This window comes from Streptomyces sp. UG1, assembly GCF_049974585.1.
Classification (GTDB): domain Bacteria; phylum Actinomycetota; class Actinomycetes; order Streptomycetales; family Streptomycetaceae; genus Streptomyces.
On the sequence record NZ_JBNGGG010000004.1, the window covers coordinates 102,970 to 120,225 of the forward strand.

At 70.1% G+C, this 17,256-nt stretch carries 15 protein-coding genes and 5 tRNA genes; 16 read left to right on the forward strand and 4 right to left on the reverse strand.

The features are described from left to right. Positions 1–4: 4 nt before the first annotated feature. Positions 5–3,808, reverse strand: coding sequence for a nitrate- and nitrite sensing domain-containing protein (locus tag ACP4J3_RS05845; protein WP_426531106.1), 3,804 nt, complete (start codon positions 3,806–3,808; stop codon positions 5–7). Between the two features lie 563 nt (positions 3,809–4,371). Here ACP4J3_RS05845 and ACP4J3_RS05850 point away from each other — a divergent pair. The 9 genes from ACP4J3_RS05850 (at position 4,372) to ACP4J3_RS05890 (ending at position 8,582) form a co-directional block, all read left to right on the forward strand. Next, a complete protein-coding gene (locus ACP4J3_RS05850; protein WP_426531107.1) occupies positions 4,372–4,563 on the forward strand; it encodes a hypothetical protein in 192 nt (63 codons plus the stop codon). 175 nt (positions 4,564–4,738) lie between these two features. After that, positions 4,739–5,524 (forward strand): fumarylacetoacetate hydrolase family protein, encoded by a 786-nt coding sequence (locus ACP4J3_RS05855; RefSeq protein WP_426531109.1) that lies wholly within the window; start codon positions 4,739–4,741, stop codon positions 5,522–5,524. Next, positions 5,508–6,992 carry a glutamate--tRNA ligase gene (gltX, locus tag ACP4J3_RS05860; RefSeq protein ID WP_426531111.1) on the forward strand — a complete coding sequence of 495 codons (1,485 nt, stop codon included), beginning with the start codon at positions 5,508–5,510 and terminating at the stop codon, positions 6,990–6,992. The genes ACP4J3_RS05855 and gltX overlap by 17 nt, the downstream gene beginning before the upstream one ends. Before the next feature lie 306 nt (positions 6,993–7,298). Next, positions 7,299–8,030: an HAD family hydrolase gene (locus ACP4J3_RS05865; protein WP_426531113.1), complete on the forward strand. Its 732-nt coding sequence runs from the start codon at positions 7,299–7,301 to the stop codon at positions 8,028–8,030. A 91-nt stretch (positions 8,031–8,121) separates the two neighbouring features. After that, a tRNA-Gln gene (locus tag ACP4J3_RS05870) sits at positions 8,122–8,193 on the forward strand. A 21-nt stretch (positions 8,194–8,214) separates the two neighbouring features. Then, a tRNA-Glu gene (locus ACP4J3_RS05875) sits at positions 8,215–8,287 on the forward strand. Between the two features lie 29 nt (positions 8,288–8,316). Beyond that, positions 8,317–8,389 (forward strand) — tRNA-Glu (locus ACP4J3_RS05880). A gap of 20 nt (positions 8,390–8,409) precedes the next feature. Next, positions 8,410–8,481 (forward strand) — tRNA-Gln (locus tag ACP4J3_RS05885). A gap of 28 nt (positions 8,482–8,509) precedes the next feature. Then, positions 8,510–8,582 (forward strand) — tRNA-Glu (locus tag ACP4J3_RS05890). A 157-nt stretch (positions 8,583–8,739) separates the two neighbouring features. Here ACP4J3_RS05890 and ndgR read toward each other — a convergent pair. Continuing rightward, on the reverse strand, positions 8,740–9,456 hold the full coding sequence (ndgR, locus tag ACP4J3_RS05895) for an IclR family transcriptional regulator NdgR (protein ID WP_003997614.1): 717 nt from the start codon (positions 9,454–9,456) through the stop codon (positions 8,740–8,742). Between the two features lie 201 nt (positions 9,457–9,657). Between ndgR and leuC the strand changes: the two genes are divergently transcribed. The 4 genes from leuC to ACP4J3_RS05915 all read left to right on the forward strand — a co-directional run bounded on the left by leuC (position 9,658) and on the right by ACP4J3_RS05915 (position 12,957). After that, entirely contained in the window at positions 9,658–11,088 is a 1,431-nt protein-coding gene (gene leuC / locus ACP4J3_RS05900) for a 3-isopropylmalate dehydratase large subunit (protein ID WP_426531115.1), read from the forward strand. Between the two features lie 6 nt (positions 11,089–11,094). Beyond that, complete coding sequence (gene leuD / locus ACP4J3_RS05905; RefSeq protein WP_426531117.1) at positions 11,095–11,688, forward strand: 3-isopropylmalate dehydratase small subunit; 594 nt, start codon at positions 11,095–11,097, stop codon at positions 11,686–11,688. Between the two features lie 254 nt (positions 11,689–11,942). Further along, complete coding sequence (locus tag ACP4J3_RS05910; RefSeq protein WP_003997611.1) at positions 11,943–12,173, forward strand: hypothetical protein; 231 nt, start codon at positions 11,943–11,945, stop codon at positions 12,171–12,173. 139 nt (positions 12,174–12,312) lie between these two features. Then, on the forward strand, positions 12,313–12,957 hold the full coding sequence (locus ACP4J3_RS05915) for an HU family DNA-binding protein (protein WP_426531120.1): 645 nt from the start codon (positions 12,313–12,315) through the stop codon (positions 12,955–12,957). A 126-nt stretch (positions 12,958–13,083) separates the two neighbouring features. Here the strand turns inward: ACP4J3_RS05915 and ACP4J3_RS05920 are convergent, their stop codons facing one another. Both ACP4J3_RS05920 and cofC read right to left on the reverse strand, forming a co-directional pair. Next, positions 13,084–13,287, reverse strand: a complete 204-nt coding sequence (locus ACP4J3_RS05920; RefSeq protein WP_228044302.1) for a hypothetical protein — start codon at positions 13,285–13,287, stop codon at positions 13,084–13,086. 32 nt (positions 13,288–13,319) lie between these two features. After that, positions 13,320–13,958, reverse strand: a complete 639-nt coding sequence (cofC, locus tag ACP4J3_RS05925) for a 2-phospho-L-lactate guanylyltransferase (protein ID WP_426531481.1) — start codon at positions 13,956–13,958, stop codon at positions 13,320–13,322. A 168-nt stretch (positions 13,959–14,126) separates the two neighbouring features. Here cofC and ACP4J3_RS05930 point away from each other — a divergent pair, with 168 nt between their 5' ends. From ACP4J3_RS05930 to ACP4J3_RS05940, 3 genes are all read left to right on the forward strand, one after another. Further along, entirely contained in the window at positions 14,127–14,930 is an 804-nt protein-coding gene (locus tag ACP4J3_RS05930; RefSeq protein WP_426531122.1) for a lysophospholipid acyltransferase family protein, read from the forward strand. Beyond that, complete coding sequence (locus ACP4J3_RS05935) at positions 14,927–15,937, forward strand: NAD(P)H-dependent glycerol-3-phosphate dehydrogenase (protein ID WP_426531124.1); 1,011 nt, start codon at positions 14,927–14,929, stop codon at positions 15,935–15,937. Before ACP4J3_RS05930 ends, ACP4J3_RS05935 begins: the two co-directional genes overlap by 4 nt. A gap of 157 nt (positions 15,938–16,094) precedes the next feature. Then, positions 16,095–17,252: a D-alanine--D-alanine ligase family protein gene (locus ACP4J3_RS05940; RefSeq protein WP_426531126.1), complete on the forward strand. Its 1,158-nt coding sequence runs from the start codon at positions 16,095–16,097 to the stop codon at positions 17,250–17,252. Positions 17,253–17,256 lie beyond the last annotated feature (4 nt).

Sequence of the window (17,256 nt, forward strand, 5' to 3'; positions counted from 1 at the left end):
TCAACTAACGCTCCTGCTGGTGAGTGGGGCTCGGGAAGCTGCCGGTCTGGCCGTCACTGGCCTGTCGACCCTGCGCGATACCCCGACGGAGATTGGTCAGCCGGCCGCGTACGTCATCAGGCGAACGCGAGACCTGCGGACCGCTTTGGTGCTGTTGCTGCTGAGCCGTCCCCGGGACGAGGTTCGCCCTGGGAACCCGGCGCGGCAGGCCGGAAGTGGTGACTCCGCCCGCGGCGGGCTGCCTGGCGCGTTCAGCCTGCCGGACGAGGTCGTCGTTCGGTGAGCTGCGCCAGGCGGTCGACGCGGAACGCTGGGGAGCGGAGGACGGCTGCGGCCGCTCCGCCGGGGCCTGCGGCTCCTGCCGGGGAGCGGAGGCCGGGGCCGATCCGTTCGAGGCGGGCTGACGCCCCTGCTGACCGCCGTGGAACCAGTTGGTCTCCAACGTGTCGTACAGCGGGGTACGCCCGTCACCGGGACCCATCGCGGGCGGCAGCTCCCGCCCGTCGCCCGGCCACCACCCCTCATCGGGCCGCTGCGCGGCGCCCCCATTGTCCGGCTCCTGCCGGGCGGGCCGCTGCTGCGGACGCGGCGGGGCCGGGGGCTGCGCCGGGCCGACGAGGCCGGAGTTGCCGCCGTGGCTGCCGTTGACCTGGGGCCGCTCGAACTGGCCGGTGGACTCGGGGTTCCGGTGGCCGGGCAGGAGGTGCTGGCCCGTCGAGCTGTCGTCGTACGACTGCGGCATGGAGAACTGGCCCGTCTGCGACGGGTTGTGCTGCCCGCCCGGGGTGCCGAAGACGTCCGAGCGGACGAACTGGCCGGTGTTGTGCTGCCCGTTGTTCTGCGGTTCGTTCGCACCGGGGCGGGCGAACTGACCCGTGTTCTGCGGGTGGTACGTACCGGGGGCCGGGGCGTCGAAGTCCGGGCGGGCGAACTCCGAGGTGGAGCCGGGGCCCTGGCGGTCGTCGATGCGCGGCATCCGGGAGGTCTGTGCGGGGTCCTCGTCGTGCCCGCGCGGGGTGTCGAGCGAGGCGCGCGGCACCGGCGGCTGGGCGTTCTCGTCGCTCCAGCTCGGGCGGGACGGCGGGTTGCCGCCCGGCAGCTCGGCACGCGGGCCACCGCGCGGCGGCAACTGCGGCTGGCGGCCACGACGGCCCTTCTCACCGCCGGGGGGCGGCGACTGCGGCGCCGACGCGCCCGGCCGGGACTGCTCGCGGCCGGGGCCGCGGTTGGAGCCGAAGGCGTCCTGGCCCGGGCCGAAGCCGTCCGCGCTCATGCCCGCGGCCTGCAGTCCCTGCGGCGCACCGGGCGCCTGGCCGCCGAAGCCGGCGCCCGCACCGGCCGGAGCCGGCCGGCCCTGCGACGGGGCACCCGGACCCTGCGGTCCACGCGGCGCACCGGGTCCACCCGGCTGACCGCCACCGTCCCGTCCGGGCAGCGCGGCCCGCGGTCCCTGGCCGGCACCGAGCCGGCCCCCGCCGGACGCACCGGCCCCGAGGGCACCGCCCGGAGCACCGCCGGGCGCACCCGCGCCGAGGGAGCCGCCACCGGCCTGGGCCTGGCGACGCGCGGCGGCCGCACCGGCCGCGGCCTGCGCGGCGGCCGGACCACCGGAGCCACCCGGGCCGTTTTGGCCGGGCTTGCCCGGAGCGGGCTTCTTGCCGCCCTGGGCGACGTCGACGGGCAGCATGACCAGCGCGGTCGTACCACCGGAGTCGGACGGACGAAGCTGGATGCGGATGCCGTGCCGCTGGGACAGCCGGCCGACCACGAAGAGGCCCATGCGGCGGGAGACGGAGACGTCCACGGTGGGCGGCGAGGCCAGCCGCTCGTTGATCGCCGCGAGGTCCTCGGGGGAGAGGCCGATACCGGTGTCGTGGATCTCGATCAGGACGCGGCCGTCGGGCAGCGCGTGACCGGTGACCTTGACCTTGGTCTGCGGCGAGGAGAACGAGGTGGCGTTCTCCAGCAGCTCGGCGAGCAGGTGCACGAGGTCGTTGACGACGCGGCCGGCCACTTCGGTGGTCGGTACGGCGGCCAGCTCGATGCGCTCGTACTGCTCCACCTCGGACGCGGCGGCGCGCAGCACGTCGACCAGCGGGACCGGGCGGGTCCAGCGGCGGCCGGGCTCCTCACCGGCGAGGACGAGGAGGTTCTCACCGTTACGGCGCATACGCGTCGCGAGGTGGTCGAGCTTGAACAGCGAGGAGAGCTGGTCCGGGTCGGCCTCGCGGGACTCCAGTTCGGAGATCAGCGAGAGCTGGCGCTGGATGAGGCCCTGGGAGCGGCGCGAGAGGTTGGTGAACATCGCGTTGACGTTGCCCCGCAGCAGGGCCTGCTCGGCGGCGAGGCGGACCGCCTCGCGGTGCACGTCGTCGAAGGCCGCGGCCACCTGGCCGATCTCGTCCCGGGAGTGCACACCGACGGACTCGACGGAGGTGTCGACGTCCTGCGGGTCGGACTCGGACAGCTGCTTGACCAGCTCGGGCAGGCGGTCCTGGGCGACCTTGGTGGCGGTCTCCTCCAGGCGGCGCAGCGAGCGGATCATGGAGCGGGCCACGACGAAGGCGCCGACCAGGGAGACACCGAGCACGAGCAGGATGAGCGCACCGGAGATGATCGCCTCGCGCTCGGACTCGTTGCGCAGCTCGCGGGCCTTCTGCTCCATCTGCTCGAGCAGCGTGGTCTCGATGGAGCGCATCCCCTGGATCTTGACGGTGCTGTCGTCCACCCAGTCCCGGTACGAGCGCTTCTCCAGGTCGACCAGGGCGTTGGGGTTGCCGAGCGCGCGGTTGGCGTACTTGTCGCTGGCCGTGATCGTCGGGTTGCGCTCTTCGATCGGCTGCAGCAGGTCGGCGGCGGCCTGGGTGCCGTAGACGCTGCGGAAGCTCTTCAGCTCGGACCGCTGGCTCGTCACGGCCGACTCGGCGTACAGCCGGTCGTTCTCGGAGAGGTCGCCGACGGACTTGTTGTCCGCGGGCAGCGCCGCCGCGAGGACCGCGCGCTGGATGGAGGCGTACTCCTTGGCGGTGGAGAAGGCCGCCAGCGCACGCGTGCTCTGGATCATCTCCGGGTTGCTGGTCGCCTCCGCCATGTCCTGGGAGAGGCCGAGCAGGTTGGTGATCAGCCGGTGATAGGCCTCCACCGTCTGCGTGGAGTTGCGCTGGGCCTCGTAGGCGGTGTTGCGGATCTTCGCGATGTCGCTCAGGTCGCCGACGAGCTGGACGAGGTTGTCGCGAACGCCCTTGAGGCTGCCGTCCTTGCTGGTGTTGTCGATCTCCTCGGAGGCATCGACGAAGCTCTTCATCGCACGGTCGGTCTTGTCCCGGTAGCCCTTGACCGTGTAGTCGGTCGCCTTGGCGCCGTGCGCCAGCGGACCGGCGGACTGGTCGCGCTCCTCCTGGAGCGCCGCGGCGAGCTCGGTGGCCCGCTTGGTCATGTCCGTTAGCAGCCGCATGTTGTCGAGCTGCTGGATGTCGTCCACGTTGGCGCTGATGCGCAGGGCGCCCAGCGAGGTGGCCGCGACCACCGGGAGGGTCAGGAGCGCCACCAGACGCGTGGAGATGCGCCAGTTGCGCAGGGCTATTCGGGAGCCGGGGCCGGTCGGGCCCTGCGGCTTCTTGGCCGGCGGGGCGGGTGGGTTCGCCGCGCTCGGCGGCCCCGACACGGCGGGGCGCCCGGAGCGCTCACCGCCGTCGACGGACGGGGCCGGGCCCGGGTTCTGGGCGTGCTGGGGCGAGGGACCTCGGTCGGTCCCGCCGTGCTCCGGCTCCGCCGAAGCGCTGCCATCCCTCTTGAAACGTCCCTGCACTAGCGTCGCAACCTCTGGACCAGGCGCCCCTCCGCTTGAACGGACGGGCACGGTGTCGGCGTATTAGGGAGCGTCCTGAACACGCTCCCTGATGGTCGTGATTGACCGGCGCTGGCTCCCCCTTCTCGCCGCCACTCGGCGCTCGGTGCGCCCCCTGTGCGCCGGCTCGATCCTGCGGCGGTCCGTGGAATTCCAGCACAGTGCAGGATCTCCAACAAGGCCCGTAGGTCGAGCCGTAACATACGTGACGCCGAGTGAGGGAAAGATTACCAGCCGTAGAATGCAATCTTGCCCATAACGGACTTATGCCCGCGAGGCGCTCGCATGTGGAAGGTGTCCCAGTCGCCATGATCAGGAGCGGAATGATGGCTTCAGTGGGCCAATGTCCGATTCGTTGGCATGGCGGGCTGGTCTGAATTGGCCGTTATGTCCGTGGAGTCGTGAGCAAACTCACACGCTGATCAAGGGGCCTTCGCGACTTCTCGCGGGAATCGCATGTTTAGCCTGACGCTTTACAAGAGGGATGATTCCGCCAACCCGTCACGACAGGACTCGGTACAACGGTGAAGACGACGATGATGTTCCGCAACATAGCCAACCCGCGGCGCACGACGCTGGCGCACCTCGAGGGCGCCGACGAACTGCAGACCCCGCAGCAGCCGGAGCACTCCGCCGACCTCCCCGCACAGACGGCCAACCCCCGGCGCACGGTCCTCGTGGACGCCCCCGTCGCCGCGGCGGCCGCGGCCGAGTAGCCGCTACGGCTCCCCGGCCCGACCGGGGAGCCCCCTCCCCGCCACCCTCACGCGGCGTTCGCCGTCCGATGATCAAGGTGCCCGACCGGTTAGCCTGGAGCGTCCAGCGTCGGCTCGTGGGCCGGCCGGGCGACCGACACGCACACCAGTTCTCAGTGAGGGGCGCGAAGATCCCGTGCGCATCGCCAGATTCTCCATCGACGGGAACGTCGCCTTCGGCGCGGTAGAGGGCGACAGGCCGGACGAGCTGGTCCTCGACATCATCAAGGGCATCCCGTTCACGGACTTCGAGCTCTCCGGTACCAAGGTCCCGCTGAGCAAGGTCAGGCTGCTGCCCCCGGTGCTCCCCAACAAGGTCGTGGCCTTCGGCCGCAACTACGCCGAGCACGCGCGCGAACTCGGCAACGAGGTGCCCGACGCCCCGTTCGCCTTCTTCAAGCCGTCCACCGCGGTGATCGGCCCCGGCGACGAGATCCAGTACCCGTCCTTCACCGAGGACCTCCACCACGAGGCCGAACTGGCCGTCGTCATCGGCCGCATGTGCCGCGAGGTCCCGCGCGAGCGCGTCAAGGACGTGATCTTCGGCTACACCTGCGCCAACGACATCACCGCCCGGGACGTCCAGAAGCGCGAGAAGCAGTGGGCCCGGGCCAAGGGCTTCGACACCTCCTGCCCGCTGGGCCCCTGGGTGGAGACGGACCTGGACCTCGACAGGGCGGCCGACCTCACCATCCAGCTCACGGTCAACGGCGAGCAGCGCCAGCTCGGCCGCACCAGCGAGATGATCCACCCCATCGAGGACCTGATCGTCAACATCTCCGAGGCCATGACGCTGCTCCCCGGCGACGTGATCCTCACGGGCACCCCGGCAGGCGTCGGGCCCCTCAACGTCGGCGACGAGGTCGCCGTCACCATCGAAGGCATCGGCACTCTCACCAACAAGGTTGTCAAGCGTGGCTAGCGCACCCGTCCGCGTACGTTTCTGCCCCTCGCCCACCGGTAACCCCCATGTGGGCCTGGTCCGCACCGCCCTGTTCAACTGGGCGTTCGCCCGGCACCACCAGGGCACGCTCGTCTTCCGCATCGAGGACACCGACGCGGCCCGCGACTCGGAGGAGTCGTACGACCAGTTGCTCGACTCGATGCGCTGGCTCGGCTTCGACTGGGACGAGGGCCCCGAGATCGGCGGTCCGCACGCGCCCTACCGCCAGTCGCAGCGCATGGACCTCTACAAGGAGGTCGCGCAGAAGCTGCTCGACGGCGGCCACGCCTACCGCTGCTACTGCTCCCAGGACGAGCTGGACACCCGCCGCGAGGCCGCCCGGGCCGCCGGCAGGCCCTCCGGCTACGACGGTCACTGCCGCGAGCTGACCGAGGCGCAGGTCGAGGAGTACCAGGCCCAGGGCCGCACCCCGATCGTCCGCTTCCGCATGCCCGACGAGACGATCACCTTCACGGACCTGGTCCGCGGCGAGCTGACCTTCACCCCGGAGAACGTCCCGGACTACGGCATCGTGCGCGCCAACGGCGCCCCGCTCTACACCCTCGTCAACCCGGTCGACGACGCCCTGATGGAGATCACCCACGTCCTGCGCGGCGAGGACCTGCTCTCCTCGACGCCCCGTCAGATCGCCCTGTACAAGGCGCTGATGGAGCTGGGCATCGCGAAGCGGATCCCCGCCTTCGGCCACCTGCCGTATGTGATGGGCGAGGGCAACAAGAAGCTCTCCAAGCGCGACCCGCAGTCCTCGCTGAACCTCTACCGCGAGCGCGGCTTCCTGCCGGAAGGCCTGCTCAACTACCTCTCCCTGCTCGGCTGGTCGCTCTCCGCCGACCAGGACATCTTCACGATGCCCGAGATGGTCGCGGCCTTCGACATCGCGGATGTGAACCCCAACCCGGCCCGCTTCGACCTCAAGAAGTGCGAGTCGATCAACGGCGACCACATCCGGCTGCTCGATGTGAAGGACTTCACCGAGCGCTGCCGCCCGTGGCTCCAGGCCCCGTTCGCCCCGTGGGCCCCGGAGGCCTTCGACGAGATGAAGTGGCAGGCGATCGCCCCGCACGCCCAGACCCGCCTCAAGGTCCTGTCGGAGATCACGGACAACGTCGACTTCCTGTTCCTGCCGGAGCCGGTCTTCGACGAGGCGTCCTGGACGAAGGCGATGAAGGAGGGCAGTGACGCCCTGCTGCGCACGGCCCGCGAGAAGCTGGACGCGGCCGACTGGACCTCCCCGGACTCCCTGAAGGAGGCCGTCCTGGCCGCCGGCGAGGCCCACGGCCTCAAGCTCGGCAAGGCCCAGGCCCCGGTCCGCGTCGCGGTCACCGGCCGCACCGTCGGCCTGCCGCTCTTCGAGTCCCTCGAGGTGCTGGGCAAGGACAGGACCCTGGCCCGGATCGACGCGGCGCTGGCGAGGCTGAGCGCATAGGCACACGCGTGAGGGGCGGCACCCGATGACTCCGGGCGCCGCCCCTCACGCGTTCGTGTCAGACGGCGTCGGCCTCGTCGATCAGGTACGCGAACTCGTCGAAGATCTCCAGGACGACGACGACCATGATGACGCCCGCGACCATGTACTCCAGCATCATGCCGGGAGCCACATAGGTCCTGCGAAGCTTGTCGTCCGGGCCCAGCGGCGCGGTCGAGGTCTTCCGGTACGGGTCACGGGCCAGTACGGGCCTCGACGGTGAACTGGATTCGGCGCTCGATCATGACCGCAGTGTGCCAGTCTGTAATGGTGATCAAAGCCGTTGTCTGGGACGTCGACGACACCCTCTTCGACTACACCACCGCCGACCGCGCCGGAATGCGCGCGCACCTGCTGGCCGAGGGCCTGCTCGACGGGTACGACAGCGTCGAGCAGGCCCTCGTGCGCTGGCGGGAGGTCACCGATCAGCAGTGGGCGCGGTTCTCCGCCGGCCGGGCGACCTTCGAGGGGCAGCGGCGTGATCGCGTACGGGTCTTCCTGGGCGAGGAGCTGACCGATGCGGACGCCGACGCCTGGTTCGGGCGTTACATCGCGCACTACCAGGCGGCCTGGGCCCTGTTCCCGGACGTCCTGCCCGCCCTGGACGCCCTCGCCGCCAGCCACCGGCACGCGGTGCTGTCGAACTCCAGCATCCACGTCCAGGACCACAAGCTGCGCGTGCTCGGTGTCCACGCCCGCTTCGAGGCGATCCTGTGCGCCGCCGAGCTCGGCGTCTCCAAGCCGGAGGCCAGCGCCTTCCACGCCGCCTGCGCCGCCCTCGACCTCGCCCCCCACCAGGTGGCGTACGTCGGCGACCACCCCGAGATCGACGGGCGCGGCGCCGCGGACGCCGGGCTGCTGTCGGTGTGGATCGACCGCGACGGGGCGTACACCAGCGAGGACGAGCCCGGCGGACGGCACCGGATCGCTTCCCTCGCCGAACTCCCCGCGATCCTCGGCGCGGATAGTCGTTTTGGAGCCCCGTCCACCTTCGGGTAATGTTCTTCCTGCGCCGCCGGGGAGCGGGCCGAAAGGCCGGGAACCGGAGGAGCGAACTAGAACAAGATCCCCTCCGGGGCTTGCGTTCCAGTGGCCTATGGTGTAATTGGCAGCACGACTGATTCTGGTTCAGTTAGTCTTGGTTCGAGTCCAGGTAGGCCAGCTCGCAGAGCTCATCTGCAAAGCCCCCGTTGTGTAGCGGCCTAGCACGCTGCCCTCTCAAGGCAGTAGCGCCGGTTCGAATCCGGTCGGGGGTACTGATTCCGATCTTCTCGGGATCGCTAGGGCCCCCGTTGTGTAGCGGCCTAGCACGCCGCCCTCTCAAGGCGGTAGCGCCGGTTCGAATCCGGTCGGGGGTACTGACTGGTCTAAACCACATTGGTCTATGGTGTAATTGGCAGCACGACTGATTCTGGTTCAGTTAGTCTTGGTTCGAGTCCAGGTAGACCAGCTCGGACCTGCGGAAACGCAGAGTCCACGCCCCCGTTGTGTAGCGGCCTAGCACGCCGCCCTCTCAAGGCGGTAGCGCCGGTTCGAATCCGGTCGGGGGTACAAGACGAAGGCCCTCCGCTTCGGCGGAGGGCCTTCGCCGTGTCCGGGCGTCAACTTCGCGCATCCGGCGAGCGGTTCGGTGTCCCGGTCCGTACGGTCGGAAAGGCTGCCGCGGCGTTGAGGCTGCCTTTCCGGCCGTACGGCTGTGTCGTGCGCCTCAGCCCGAGCGGCGCAGTGCCTCGGAGAGGCGGGCGGCCGCGTCGATGACCGCCTGGGCGTGCATCCGGCCCGGGTGGCGGGTCAGGCGCTCGATGGGGCCGGAGACCGAGACGGCGGCCACCACACGGTTCGACGGGCCGCGCACCGGCGCGGAGACGGACGCGACGCCCGGCTCGCGCTCGCCGATCGACTGGGCCCAGCCACGGCGTCGTACGCCCGACAGGGCCGTCGCCGTGAAGCGGGCGCCCTGCAGCCCGCGGTGCAGGCGCTCCGGCTCCTCCCAGGCCATGAGGATCTGCGCCGAGGAGCCCGCCTTCATCGTGAGCGTCGAGCCGACCGGGACCGTGTCCCGCAGGCCGGACAGGCGCTCCGCCGCGGCGACGCAGATGCGCATGTCGCCCTGGCGCCGGTAGAGCTGTGCGCTCTCGCCCGTGACGTCCCTGAGGTGGGTGAGGACCGGGCCCGCCGTGGCGAGGAGACGGTCCTCACCGGCCGCCGCGGCCAGCTCCGCCAGCCGAGGGCCGAGAATGAAACGGCCCTGCATGTCACGCGCCACCATGCGGTGGTGTTCAAGGGCCACGGCCAGTCGGTGGGCCGTGGGTCGTGCCAGTCCGGTGGCCGAGACGAGCCCTGCGAGGGTGGCCGGACCGGACTCCAGGGCGCTCAGGACAAGGGCTGCCTTGTCCAGAACGCCGACGCCGCTACTGTTGTCCATGAAACGATACTCGCGTCTCACTCTGTGAAACGCAAGTTCAATTTTCCGTGGAACACGCCACTCTGGAATGACGAAGGCAGTGCGGCCCGTGGACCAAAGCGGGCTGGTGGCGGACGCCCGGAGAACAGGGGCGCGGGCGAAAGCCGCCTCTCAAGATCTCTAGTTGGGCCGGTGGACCGTATGCCGGCCGGAGGGAAAGCGATGGGTAGGACACTCGCGGAGAAGGTCTGGGACGACCATGTCGTCCGGCGCGCCGAGGGCGAGCCCGATCTCCTCTTCATCGATCTGCACCTGCTGCACGAGGTGACCAGCCCGCAGGCCTTCGACGGCCTTCGCAAGAGCGGGCGGAAGGTGCGCCGCCTCGATCTGACCATCGCGACCGAGGACCACAACACCCCCACCCTCGACATCGACAAGCCCATCGCCGACCCGGTCTCCCGGGTCCAGTTGGAGACGCTGCGCAAGAACGCCGCCGAGTTCGGGGTGCGCCTGCACCCGCTGGGCGACGTCGAGCAGGGTGTCGTACACGTGGTGGGTCCGCAGCTCGGGCTGACCCAGCCGGGCATGACCGTCGTCTGCGGTGACTCGCACACCTCCACGCACGGCGCCTTCGGCGGTCTGGCGTTCGGCATCGGCACCTCCCAGGTCGAGCATGTGCTGGCCACCCAGACGCTGCCCATGGCCCGCCCCAAGACCATGGCCATCACCGTCAACGGCGAGCTGCCCGAGGGCGTCACCGCCAAGGACCTGATCCTGGCGATCATCGCCCGGATCGGCACGGGCGGCGGCCAGGGCTACGTCCTGGAGTACCGCGGCTCCGCCATCGAGAAGCTCTCGATGGAGGCCCGGATGACCATCTGCAACATGTCGATCGAGGCCGGTGCCCGCGCCGGCATGATCGCCCCCGACGAGACCACCTTCGAGTACCTCAAGGGCCGCCCGCACGCGCCGAAGGGCGAGGACTGGGACGCGGCCGTCGCGTACTGGAAGACGCTCAGGACCGACGAGGACGCCGAGTTCGACGCCGAGGTCGTGATCGAGGCCGCCGAGCTGTCGCCGTTCGTCACCTGGGGCACCAACCCGGGCCAGGGCGCTCCGCTTTCGGCGTCCGTCCCCGACCCGGCTTCGTACGAAGACGCTTCGGAGCGCCTCGCCGCCGAAAAGGCCCTGGAATACATGGGGTTGGAGGCCGGTCAGCCGCTGCGTTCCATCAAGGTGGACACCGTCTTCGTAGGTTCCTGCACCAACGGCCGCATCGAGGACCTGCGCGCCGCCGCCGAGCTCGTCAAGGGCCGCAAAGTCGCCGACGGTGTACGGATGCTGGTCGTCCCCGGCTCCGCGCGGGTCGGTCTGCAGGCCGTCGACGAGGGCCTGGACCTGGTCTTCAAGGAGGCCGGTGCCGAGTGGCGGCACGCGGGCTGCTCGATGTGCCTGGGCATGAACCCCGACCAGCTCGCGCCCGGTGAGCGCTCCGCGTCCACCTCCAACCGCAACTTCGAGGGCCGGCAGGGCAAGGGCGGCCGTACCCACCTGGTGTCGCCGCAGGTCGCGGCGGCCACCGCGGTCCTGGGCCACCTGGCCTCCCCGGCCGACCTGTCCGACGCCGAGACCCGTACGCCCGCTGGAGTCTGAGAAGTCATGGAAGCATTCACCACGCACACCGGCCGGGCCGTCCCGCTGCGCCGCTCCAACGTCGACACCGACCAGATCATCCCTGCTCACTGGCTCAAGAAGGTGACCCGGGACGGCTTCGAGGACGGGCTGTTCGAGGCCTGGCGCAAGGACGCGAGCTTCGTCCTCAACCAGCCCGAGCGGCAGGGCGCCACGGTGCTGGTCGCCGGCCCCGACTTCGGCACCGGCTCCTCCCGTGAGCACGCGGTGTGGGCGCTGCAGAACTACGGCTTCAAGGCCGTCATCTCCTCGCGCTTCGCGGACATCTTCCGCGGCAACTCGCTCAAGAACGGACTGCTCACGGTGGTTCTGGAGCAGAAGATCGTGGATGCGCTGTGGGAGCTCACCGAGAAGGACGCGACTGCTGAGGTCACTGTGGACCTCGAGGCGCGTGAGGTGCGGGCCGAGGGCATCACGGCCTCTTTCGAGCTGGACGAGAACTCCCGCTGGCGGCTGCTGAACGGCCTCGACGACATCTCGATCACCCTGCAGAACGAGGACGACATCGCCGCCTACGAGGCGAAGCGGCCGTCGTTCAAGCCACGCACGCTCCAGATCTGAGCGCAAGGCGACTTTCGGACACCCGCAACACCCCCTCAGTACCCCCGATCAGCCCGATCGGGGGTACTGCCATGTCTGCACCCGAACGGCCCTGCCCCGCCGCCGTGCCGGACGCAACTTCCCACGTTACGACGGTGGTTGCCGGGGTACGCGAGTGGTGTAACCGCGACTTCCGCAAGTGCCCGGAAGGCCATTTGAGGCCGGAGTTGCACCCCTGGCAGGCGACAACTCGCCCCAGATGGCACAATCTGTGCATGGAACACGACGGCCAACTCGAGCTCTATGCGGCAGTCGCGGACCAACTCAAGGAAGCGCACGCAAGGGTGCGCGCACTGCAAGTCCCGGAGGGCGTACGGATGGCGCTGACCCGGAAGCTGCTGGTCATTACGGCCGCGGCCAAGCACGACGTCGCCGAAGCGACAAGGCGTCTGGAGCGGTTCATCGCGGACCTCGACGCGGGGCGATTCCCCGAAGAGGAACGCTGAGAACACCTTCGAGACAGCCGAGTCTGTTGCGGCACAAGGGTGATTAGCCCGTTTCGTGTTTGATTTGCGGTATATATCTGCCTAACGTGCGAAAAAGCTTGAACACTTTCGTTCTGGCGATGTCTCCGAAGGGGAAGACGTGAACAAGGCGCAGCTCGTAGAAGCGATTGCCGACAAGATGGGCGGCCGCCAGCAGGCCGCCGATGCTGTCGACCACGTACTGGACGCGATCGTCCGCGCGGTCGTCGCTGGTGAGCGGGTCTCCGTCACCGGCTTCGGTTCGTTCGAGAAGGTCGACCGTCCGGCCCGGTACGCCCGCAACCCTCAGACCGGCGAGCGGGTTCGGGTCAAGAAGACCTCCGTTCCGCGCTTCCGCGCGGGCCAGGGCTTCAAGGACCTGGTGAGCGGCTCGAAGAAGCTCCCGAAGGGCGGCGAGGTCGCCGTCAAGAAGGCGCCCAAGGGCAGCCTGATGGGTGCAGCCGCCCCGACGGTCAAGAAGGCCGCGGCGAAGAAGGCCGCCGCCAAGAAGGCTGCGGCCAAGAAGGCCCCGGCGAAGAAGGCGGCGCCGACGAAGAAGGCCGCTGCCAAGAAGGTCACGGCGAAGAAGGCGCCCGCCAAGAAGACCACGGCGGCCGCCAAGAAGACGACCGCGGCGAAGAAGACCACCGCCAAGAAGGCGACGGCCAAGAAGGCCCCGGCGAAGAAGGCGACCGCCAAGAAGGCGCCCGCCAAGAAGTCGACGGCGCGCAAGTCCGCTGCCAAGAGGACCACGCGCAGCAGGTAGGACCGCACAGGGGCACTCACGCGCCGGGCCGGACTCCGTGGGGAGTCCGGCCCGCGGCGTGTGGTCGGTGTGATCTCAGAGAGGCGTGTTCGCAGAGGGGCGTGTTCGCAGAGGGGTGCGGCGTCCTCAGAGGGTCTGCAACGTCACCAGCGTGATGCGCAGGGACTCGCCCTCGCCCTCCGTCTCGATACGGACCCGCTGCCCGGGGCGCAGCAGCCGCAGGCCGCCCGCGTCGAAGGCCGGGGCGTCGAAGGAAACGGGCGTGCCGTCGTCCAGCAGGACGCTGCCGGAGCGGGATTCGGCGTCGTAGGTGTATGCGGTGGCCTGCATGACCGCCACCCTATGCGTGCCCGGCGCCGCCGTCACGGCTCCTTGATCAGCAGCCGGGCCGCTGCCGCCGCCGTCCGCGGGCCGACGCCCAGGGCCAGCGCGGCCCGCAGATCCTCGCCGGTGTCCACGTCCTGGCGTACGGAATCCACCTCGTCGAGGCGCAGTTCCACCGCCCCGGACCCGCTGTGGCGGGCACGGGAATCCGTGCCGAATGCCGGACGCAATTCATGGCCGGAGCCGGCGGCCAGCAATGTGGTGCCAATAGCGGCCGCATCGGGGAGAAAAGCACGCGGGAATTCCGCCGCCGAGTCCAGGACCCGGGCCAGTTCCAGCGGGCGCAGGGCGGGAAGATCGGCGTTCAGGGCGGCCACGGGGGTTTCGGGGCGGGGCGACCGTACGACCGACGCCGCGTGCGCCAGCGCCGCGTTGAGGCCGCCGCCGGGCTCGTCGGCGACGATGTGGGCACCGAGGGCGCCCAGCTCGCGGCCGGCCAGGGCGTCGTTCGTGACGACTGCCACATCCTTCACCGCGGGGCAGGCCAGCGCCGCGGCCACGGTGTCCAGCGCGAAGGCCAGCGCCAGGCCCGGGCGCAGCCCGTCCGCCGCCGTGTCCGACAGCCTGCTCTTCGCCCGCGCCAAGGGCTTCAGGGGTACGACCAAGGTCCACTGCACGGGCGTTCCGTCCTCTCCGGTCGCGGTCATTGTCACTCAGCCGTCACCAGGGCCATCTGGCGGTCGAGGTGGTGAGGCGTACCGTGTTCTCGACAGACCGGCGGCCTGGGGCGACACTTGTGCGGCCCCCAGGCCCCACGTCCTTGATCCCTAGAGGAAGGTGCACGCGTGCCCCGCCGCAGAATCGGCTTCTGGTACCGCTTCGCCGCGGTGATCGCCAAACCGCCGCTGGTGGTTCTGATCAAGCGGGACTGGCGTGGAATGGAGCACATTCCGGCCGAGGGCGGATTTATCACCGCGGTGAACCATAATTCGCACATCGATCCCTTCGCGTACGCGCACTTTCAGTACAACACCGGCCGCGTTCCGCGATTCCTGGCGAAGAGCGGGCTTTTCAAGAAGGGATTCGTCGGCTCCTTCATGCGCGGCACCGGGCAGATCCCCGTCTACCGGGAGACCACGGACGCGCTGAGCGCCTTCCGCGCCGCGATCGACGCCGTGGAGCGCGGCGAGTGCGTCGCCTTCTACCCGGAGGGCACCATCACCCGGGACCCGGACCAGTGGCCCATGACCGGCAAGACCGGCGCCGCACGCGTGGCCCTGCAGACCAAGTGCCCGGTGATCCCCGTCGCGCAGTGGGGCGCCAACGAACTGCTGCCGCCCTATGCCAAGAAGCCCAACGTCCTTCCGCGCAAGACCCACCACGTCCTCGTGGGCCCGCCCGTGGACCTGACGCGCTTCTACGACAAGGAGATGACCCCGGACCTGCTCAAGGAGGCGACCGAGGTCATCATGGCGGCCGTCACCCGCCAGCTCGAGGAGATCCGCGGCGAGAAGGCGCCCGCGACGCCGTACGACCCGCGCCAGGAGCGCATCGAGCAGCGCCGCAGGACCGCCGCGCAGAACAACCGGCAGACGCAGCACAGGGCCGAGCAGGAGAAGGCCGGACAGGAAGAGGGGCAGGGCACGTGAGCAAGCCCGTCAAGGCGGCAGTCCTGAGTGCCGGTTCGTGGGGTACGGCCTTCGGCATCGTCCTCGCCGACGCCGGCTGCGAGGTCACCCTGTGGGCCCGCCGTGCCGAGGTCGCCGACGCCATCAACTCGACCCGCACGAACCCCGACTACTTCCCGGGCGTGGAGCTCCCGCGGGGCATGCGGGCCACCACCGACCCGGCCGAGGCCATGGCCGGCGCCGACTTCACGGTGCTGTCCGTCCCGTCCCAGACCCTGCGTGCCAACCTCGCCGAGTGGACGCCGATGCTGGCGCCGGGCACCGTCCTGGTGTCGCTGATGAAGGGCGTCGAACTCGGCACCACCATGCGGATGAGCGAGGTCATCGAGGACGTGGCCAAGGTCGGCCACGACCGCATCGCCGTCGTCACCGGGCCCAACCTGGCCCGCGAGATCGCCTCCCGCATGCCGGCCGCCGCGGTCGTCGCCTGCACCGACGAGTCCGTCGCCCAGCGCCTCCAGGCCGCCAGCCACACGCCGTACTTCCGGCCGTACACCAACACGGACGTGGTGGGCTGCGAACTGGGCGGCGCCGTGAAGAACGTCATCGGCCTCGCCGTCGGCATCGCGGACGGCATGGGCCTCGGCGACAACGCCAAGGGCTCGCTCATCACCCGCGGCCTCGCCGAGACCACCCGCCTCGGGGTCGCGCTGGGCGCCGACCCGCTGACGTTCTCCGGACTCGCCGGCCTCGGCGACCTGGTGGCCACCTGCTCCTCGCCGCTGTCGCGCAACCACACCTTCGGCACCAACCTCGGCAAGGGCATGACCCTGCAGGAGACCATCGCCGTCACCAAGCAGACCGCCGAGGGCGTCAAGTCCTGCGAGTCCGTGCTGGATCTGGCCCGCCGGCACGGCGTCGACATGCCGATCACGGAGACGGTCGTCGGCATCGTGCACGAGGGCAAGCCGCCGGTGGTCGCGCTCAAGGAGCTGATGTCGCGCAGCGCCAAGCCGGAGCGACGCTGAGCGCTCCGCTAGGGGTGCCGGGTGGGTTGTTGGTCGGGTGCGGCACGGTGGGGGCTGGTCGCGCAGTTCCCCGCGCCCCTAAAGGGGCGCTGTTCGAACCGGAACCCGTCGAGGGTCGCTGACTCCCAGCCCTACCACCGGGTACTCTCAACGCGATATGAGCACCGAGAACCTCCCCCAGAGCCCAGACCAGCCGCCCCGCAAGCCGCGTGTGGCCGTCGTGTTCGGCGGTCGTAGCTCCGAGCACGGGATCTCCATGGTCACCGCCGGCGCCGTACTGCGCGCCATCGACCGGACGAAGTACGACGTCCTGCCGATCGGCATCACGCAGAGCGGCCGATGGGTGCTCACGGCCGACGAACCGGAACGCATGGCGATCACCGAGCGCCGTACGCCCCACGTCGAGGAGCTGGCCGACTCGAGCGAGGGCGGCGTGGTGCTCCCCGTCGACCCGGCGAACCGCGAAGTGGTCTACAGCGAGCCCGGATCGGTGCCCAAGGCGCTCGGTGAGATCGACGTGGTCTTCCCGGTGCTGCACGGCCCCTACGGCGAGGACGGCACCCTCCAGGGCCTGCTGGAGCTGTCCGGGGTGCCGTACGTCGGCTCGGGCGTGCTCGCCTCGGCCGTCGGACAGGACAAGGAGTACATGAAGCGGGTGTTCACCTCGTTCGGGCTCAAGGTGGGCCCGTACGTGGTGATCCGGCCGCGCGAGTGGGAGCAGGACGAGTCCGCCGCCCGCAAGAAGATCGTCGACCTCGCCGGCGACCACGGCTGGCCGCTGTTCGTGAAGCCCGCGCGCGCGGGCTCGTCGATCGGCATCACCAAGGTCGAGGACCTGTCCGGGCTGGACGAGGCGATCGCCGAGGCCCGGCGGCACGACCCGAAGATCCTCGTCGAGGCGGCCCTGCGCGGCCGTGAGATCGAGTGCGGGGTGCTGGAGTTCGAGGACGGCCCGCGCGCCTCCGCCCCGGCCGAGATCCCGCCGCCGGACGCGCACGCGTACTACGACTTCGAGGCCAAGTACATCGACTCGACGCCCGGCATCGTGCCGGCGCCGCTGACGCCGGAAGAGACGGCGGAGGTCCAGCGCCTGGCCGTGGACGCCTTCGAGGCGGCCTCCTGCGAGGGACTGGTGCGCGCGGACTTCTTCCTCACCGAGGACGGGGAGTTCGTGATCAACGAGATCAACACGATGCCCGGTTTCACGCCGATCTCGATGTACCCGCAGATGTGGCAGGCCAGCGGGATCAGCTACCCGGACCTGGTGGACCTGCTGATCCAGGCGGCGCTCAGGCGTTCCACCGGGCTCAGGTAGCCGC

Excerpts from the sequence above, each read along its gene's own strand:
- ACP4J3_RS05865 (WP_426531113.1), top strand. The coding sequence starts at position 7,299 with ATGGTGATCAAAGCCGTTGTCTGGGACGTCGACGACACCCTCTTCGAC.
- ndgR (WP_003997614.1), bottom strand. The coding sequence starts at position 9,456 with ATGGACAACAGTAGCGGCGTCGGCGTTCTGGACAAGGCAGCCCTTGTC.
- leuC (WP_426531115.1), top strand. The coding sequence starts at position 9,658 with ATGGGTAGGACACTCGCGGAGAAGGTCTGGGACGACCATGTCGTCCGG.
- leuD (WP_426531117.1), top strand. The coding sequence starts at position 11,095 with ATGGAAGCATTCACCACGCACACCGGCCGGGCCGTCCCGCTGCGCCGC.
- ACP4J3_RS05910 (WP_003997611.1), top strand. The coding sequence starts at position 11,943 with ATGGAACACGACGGCCAACTCGAGCTCTATGCGGCAGTCGCGGACCAA.
- ACP4J3_RS05920 (WP_228044302.1), bottom strand. The coding sequence starts at position 13,287 with ATGCAGGCCACCGCATACACCTACGACGCCGAATCCCGCTCCGGCAGC.
- ACP4J3_RS05940 (WP_426531126.1), top strand. The coding sequence starts at position 16,095 with ATGAGCACCGAGAACCTCCCCCAGAGCCCAGACCAGCCGCCCCGCAAG.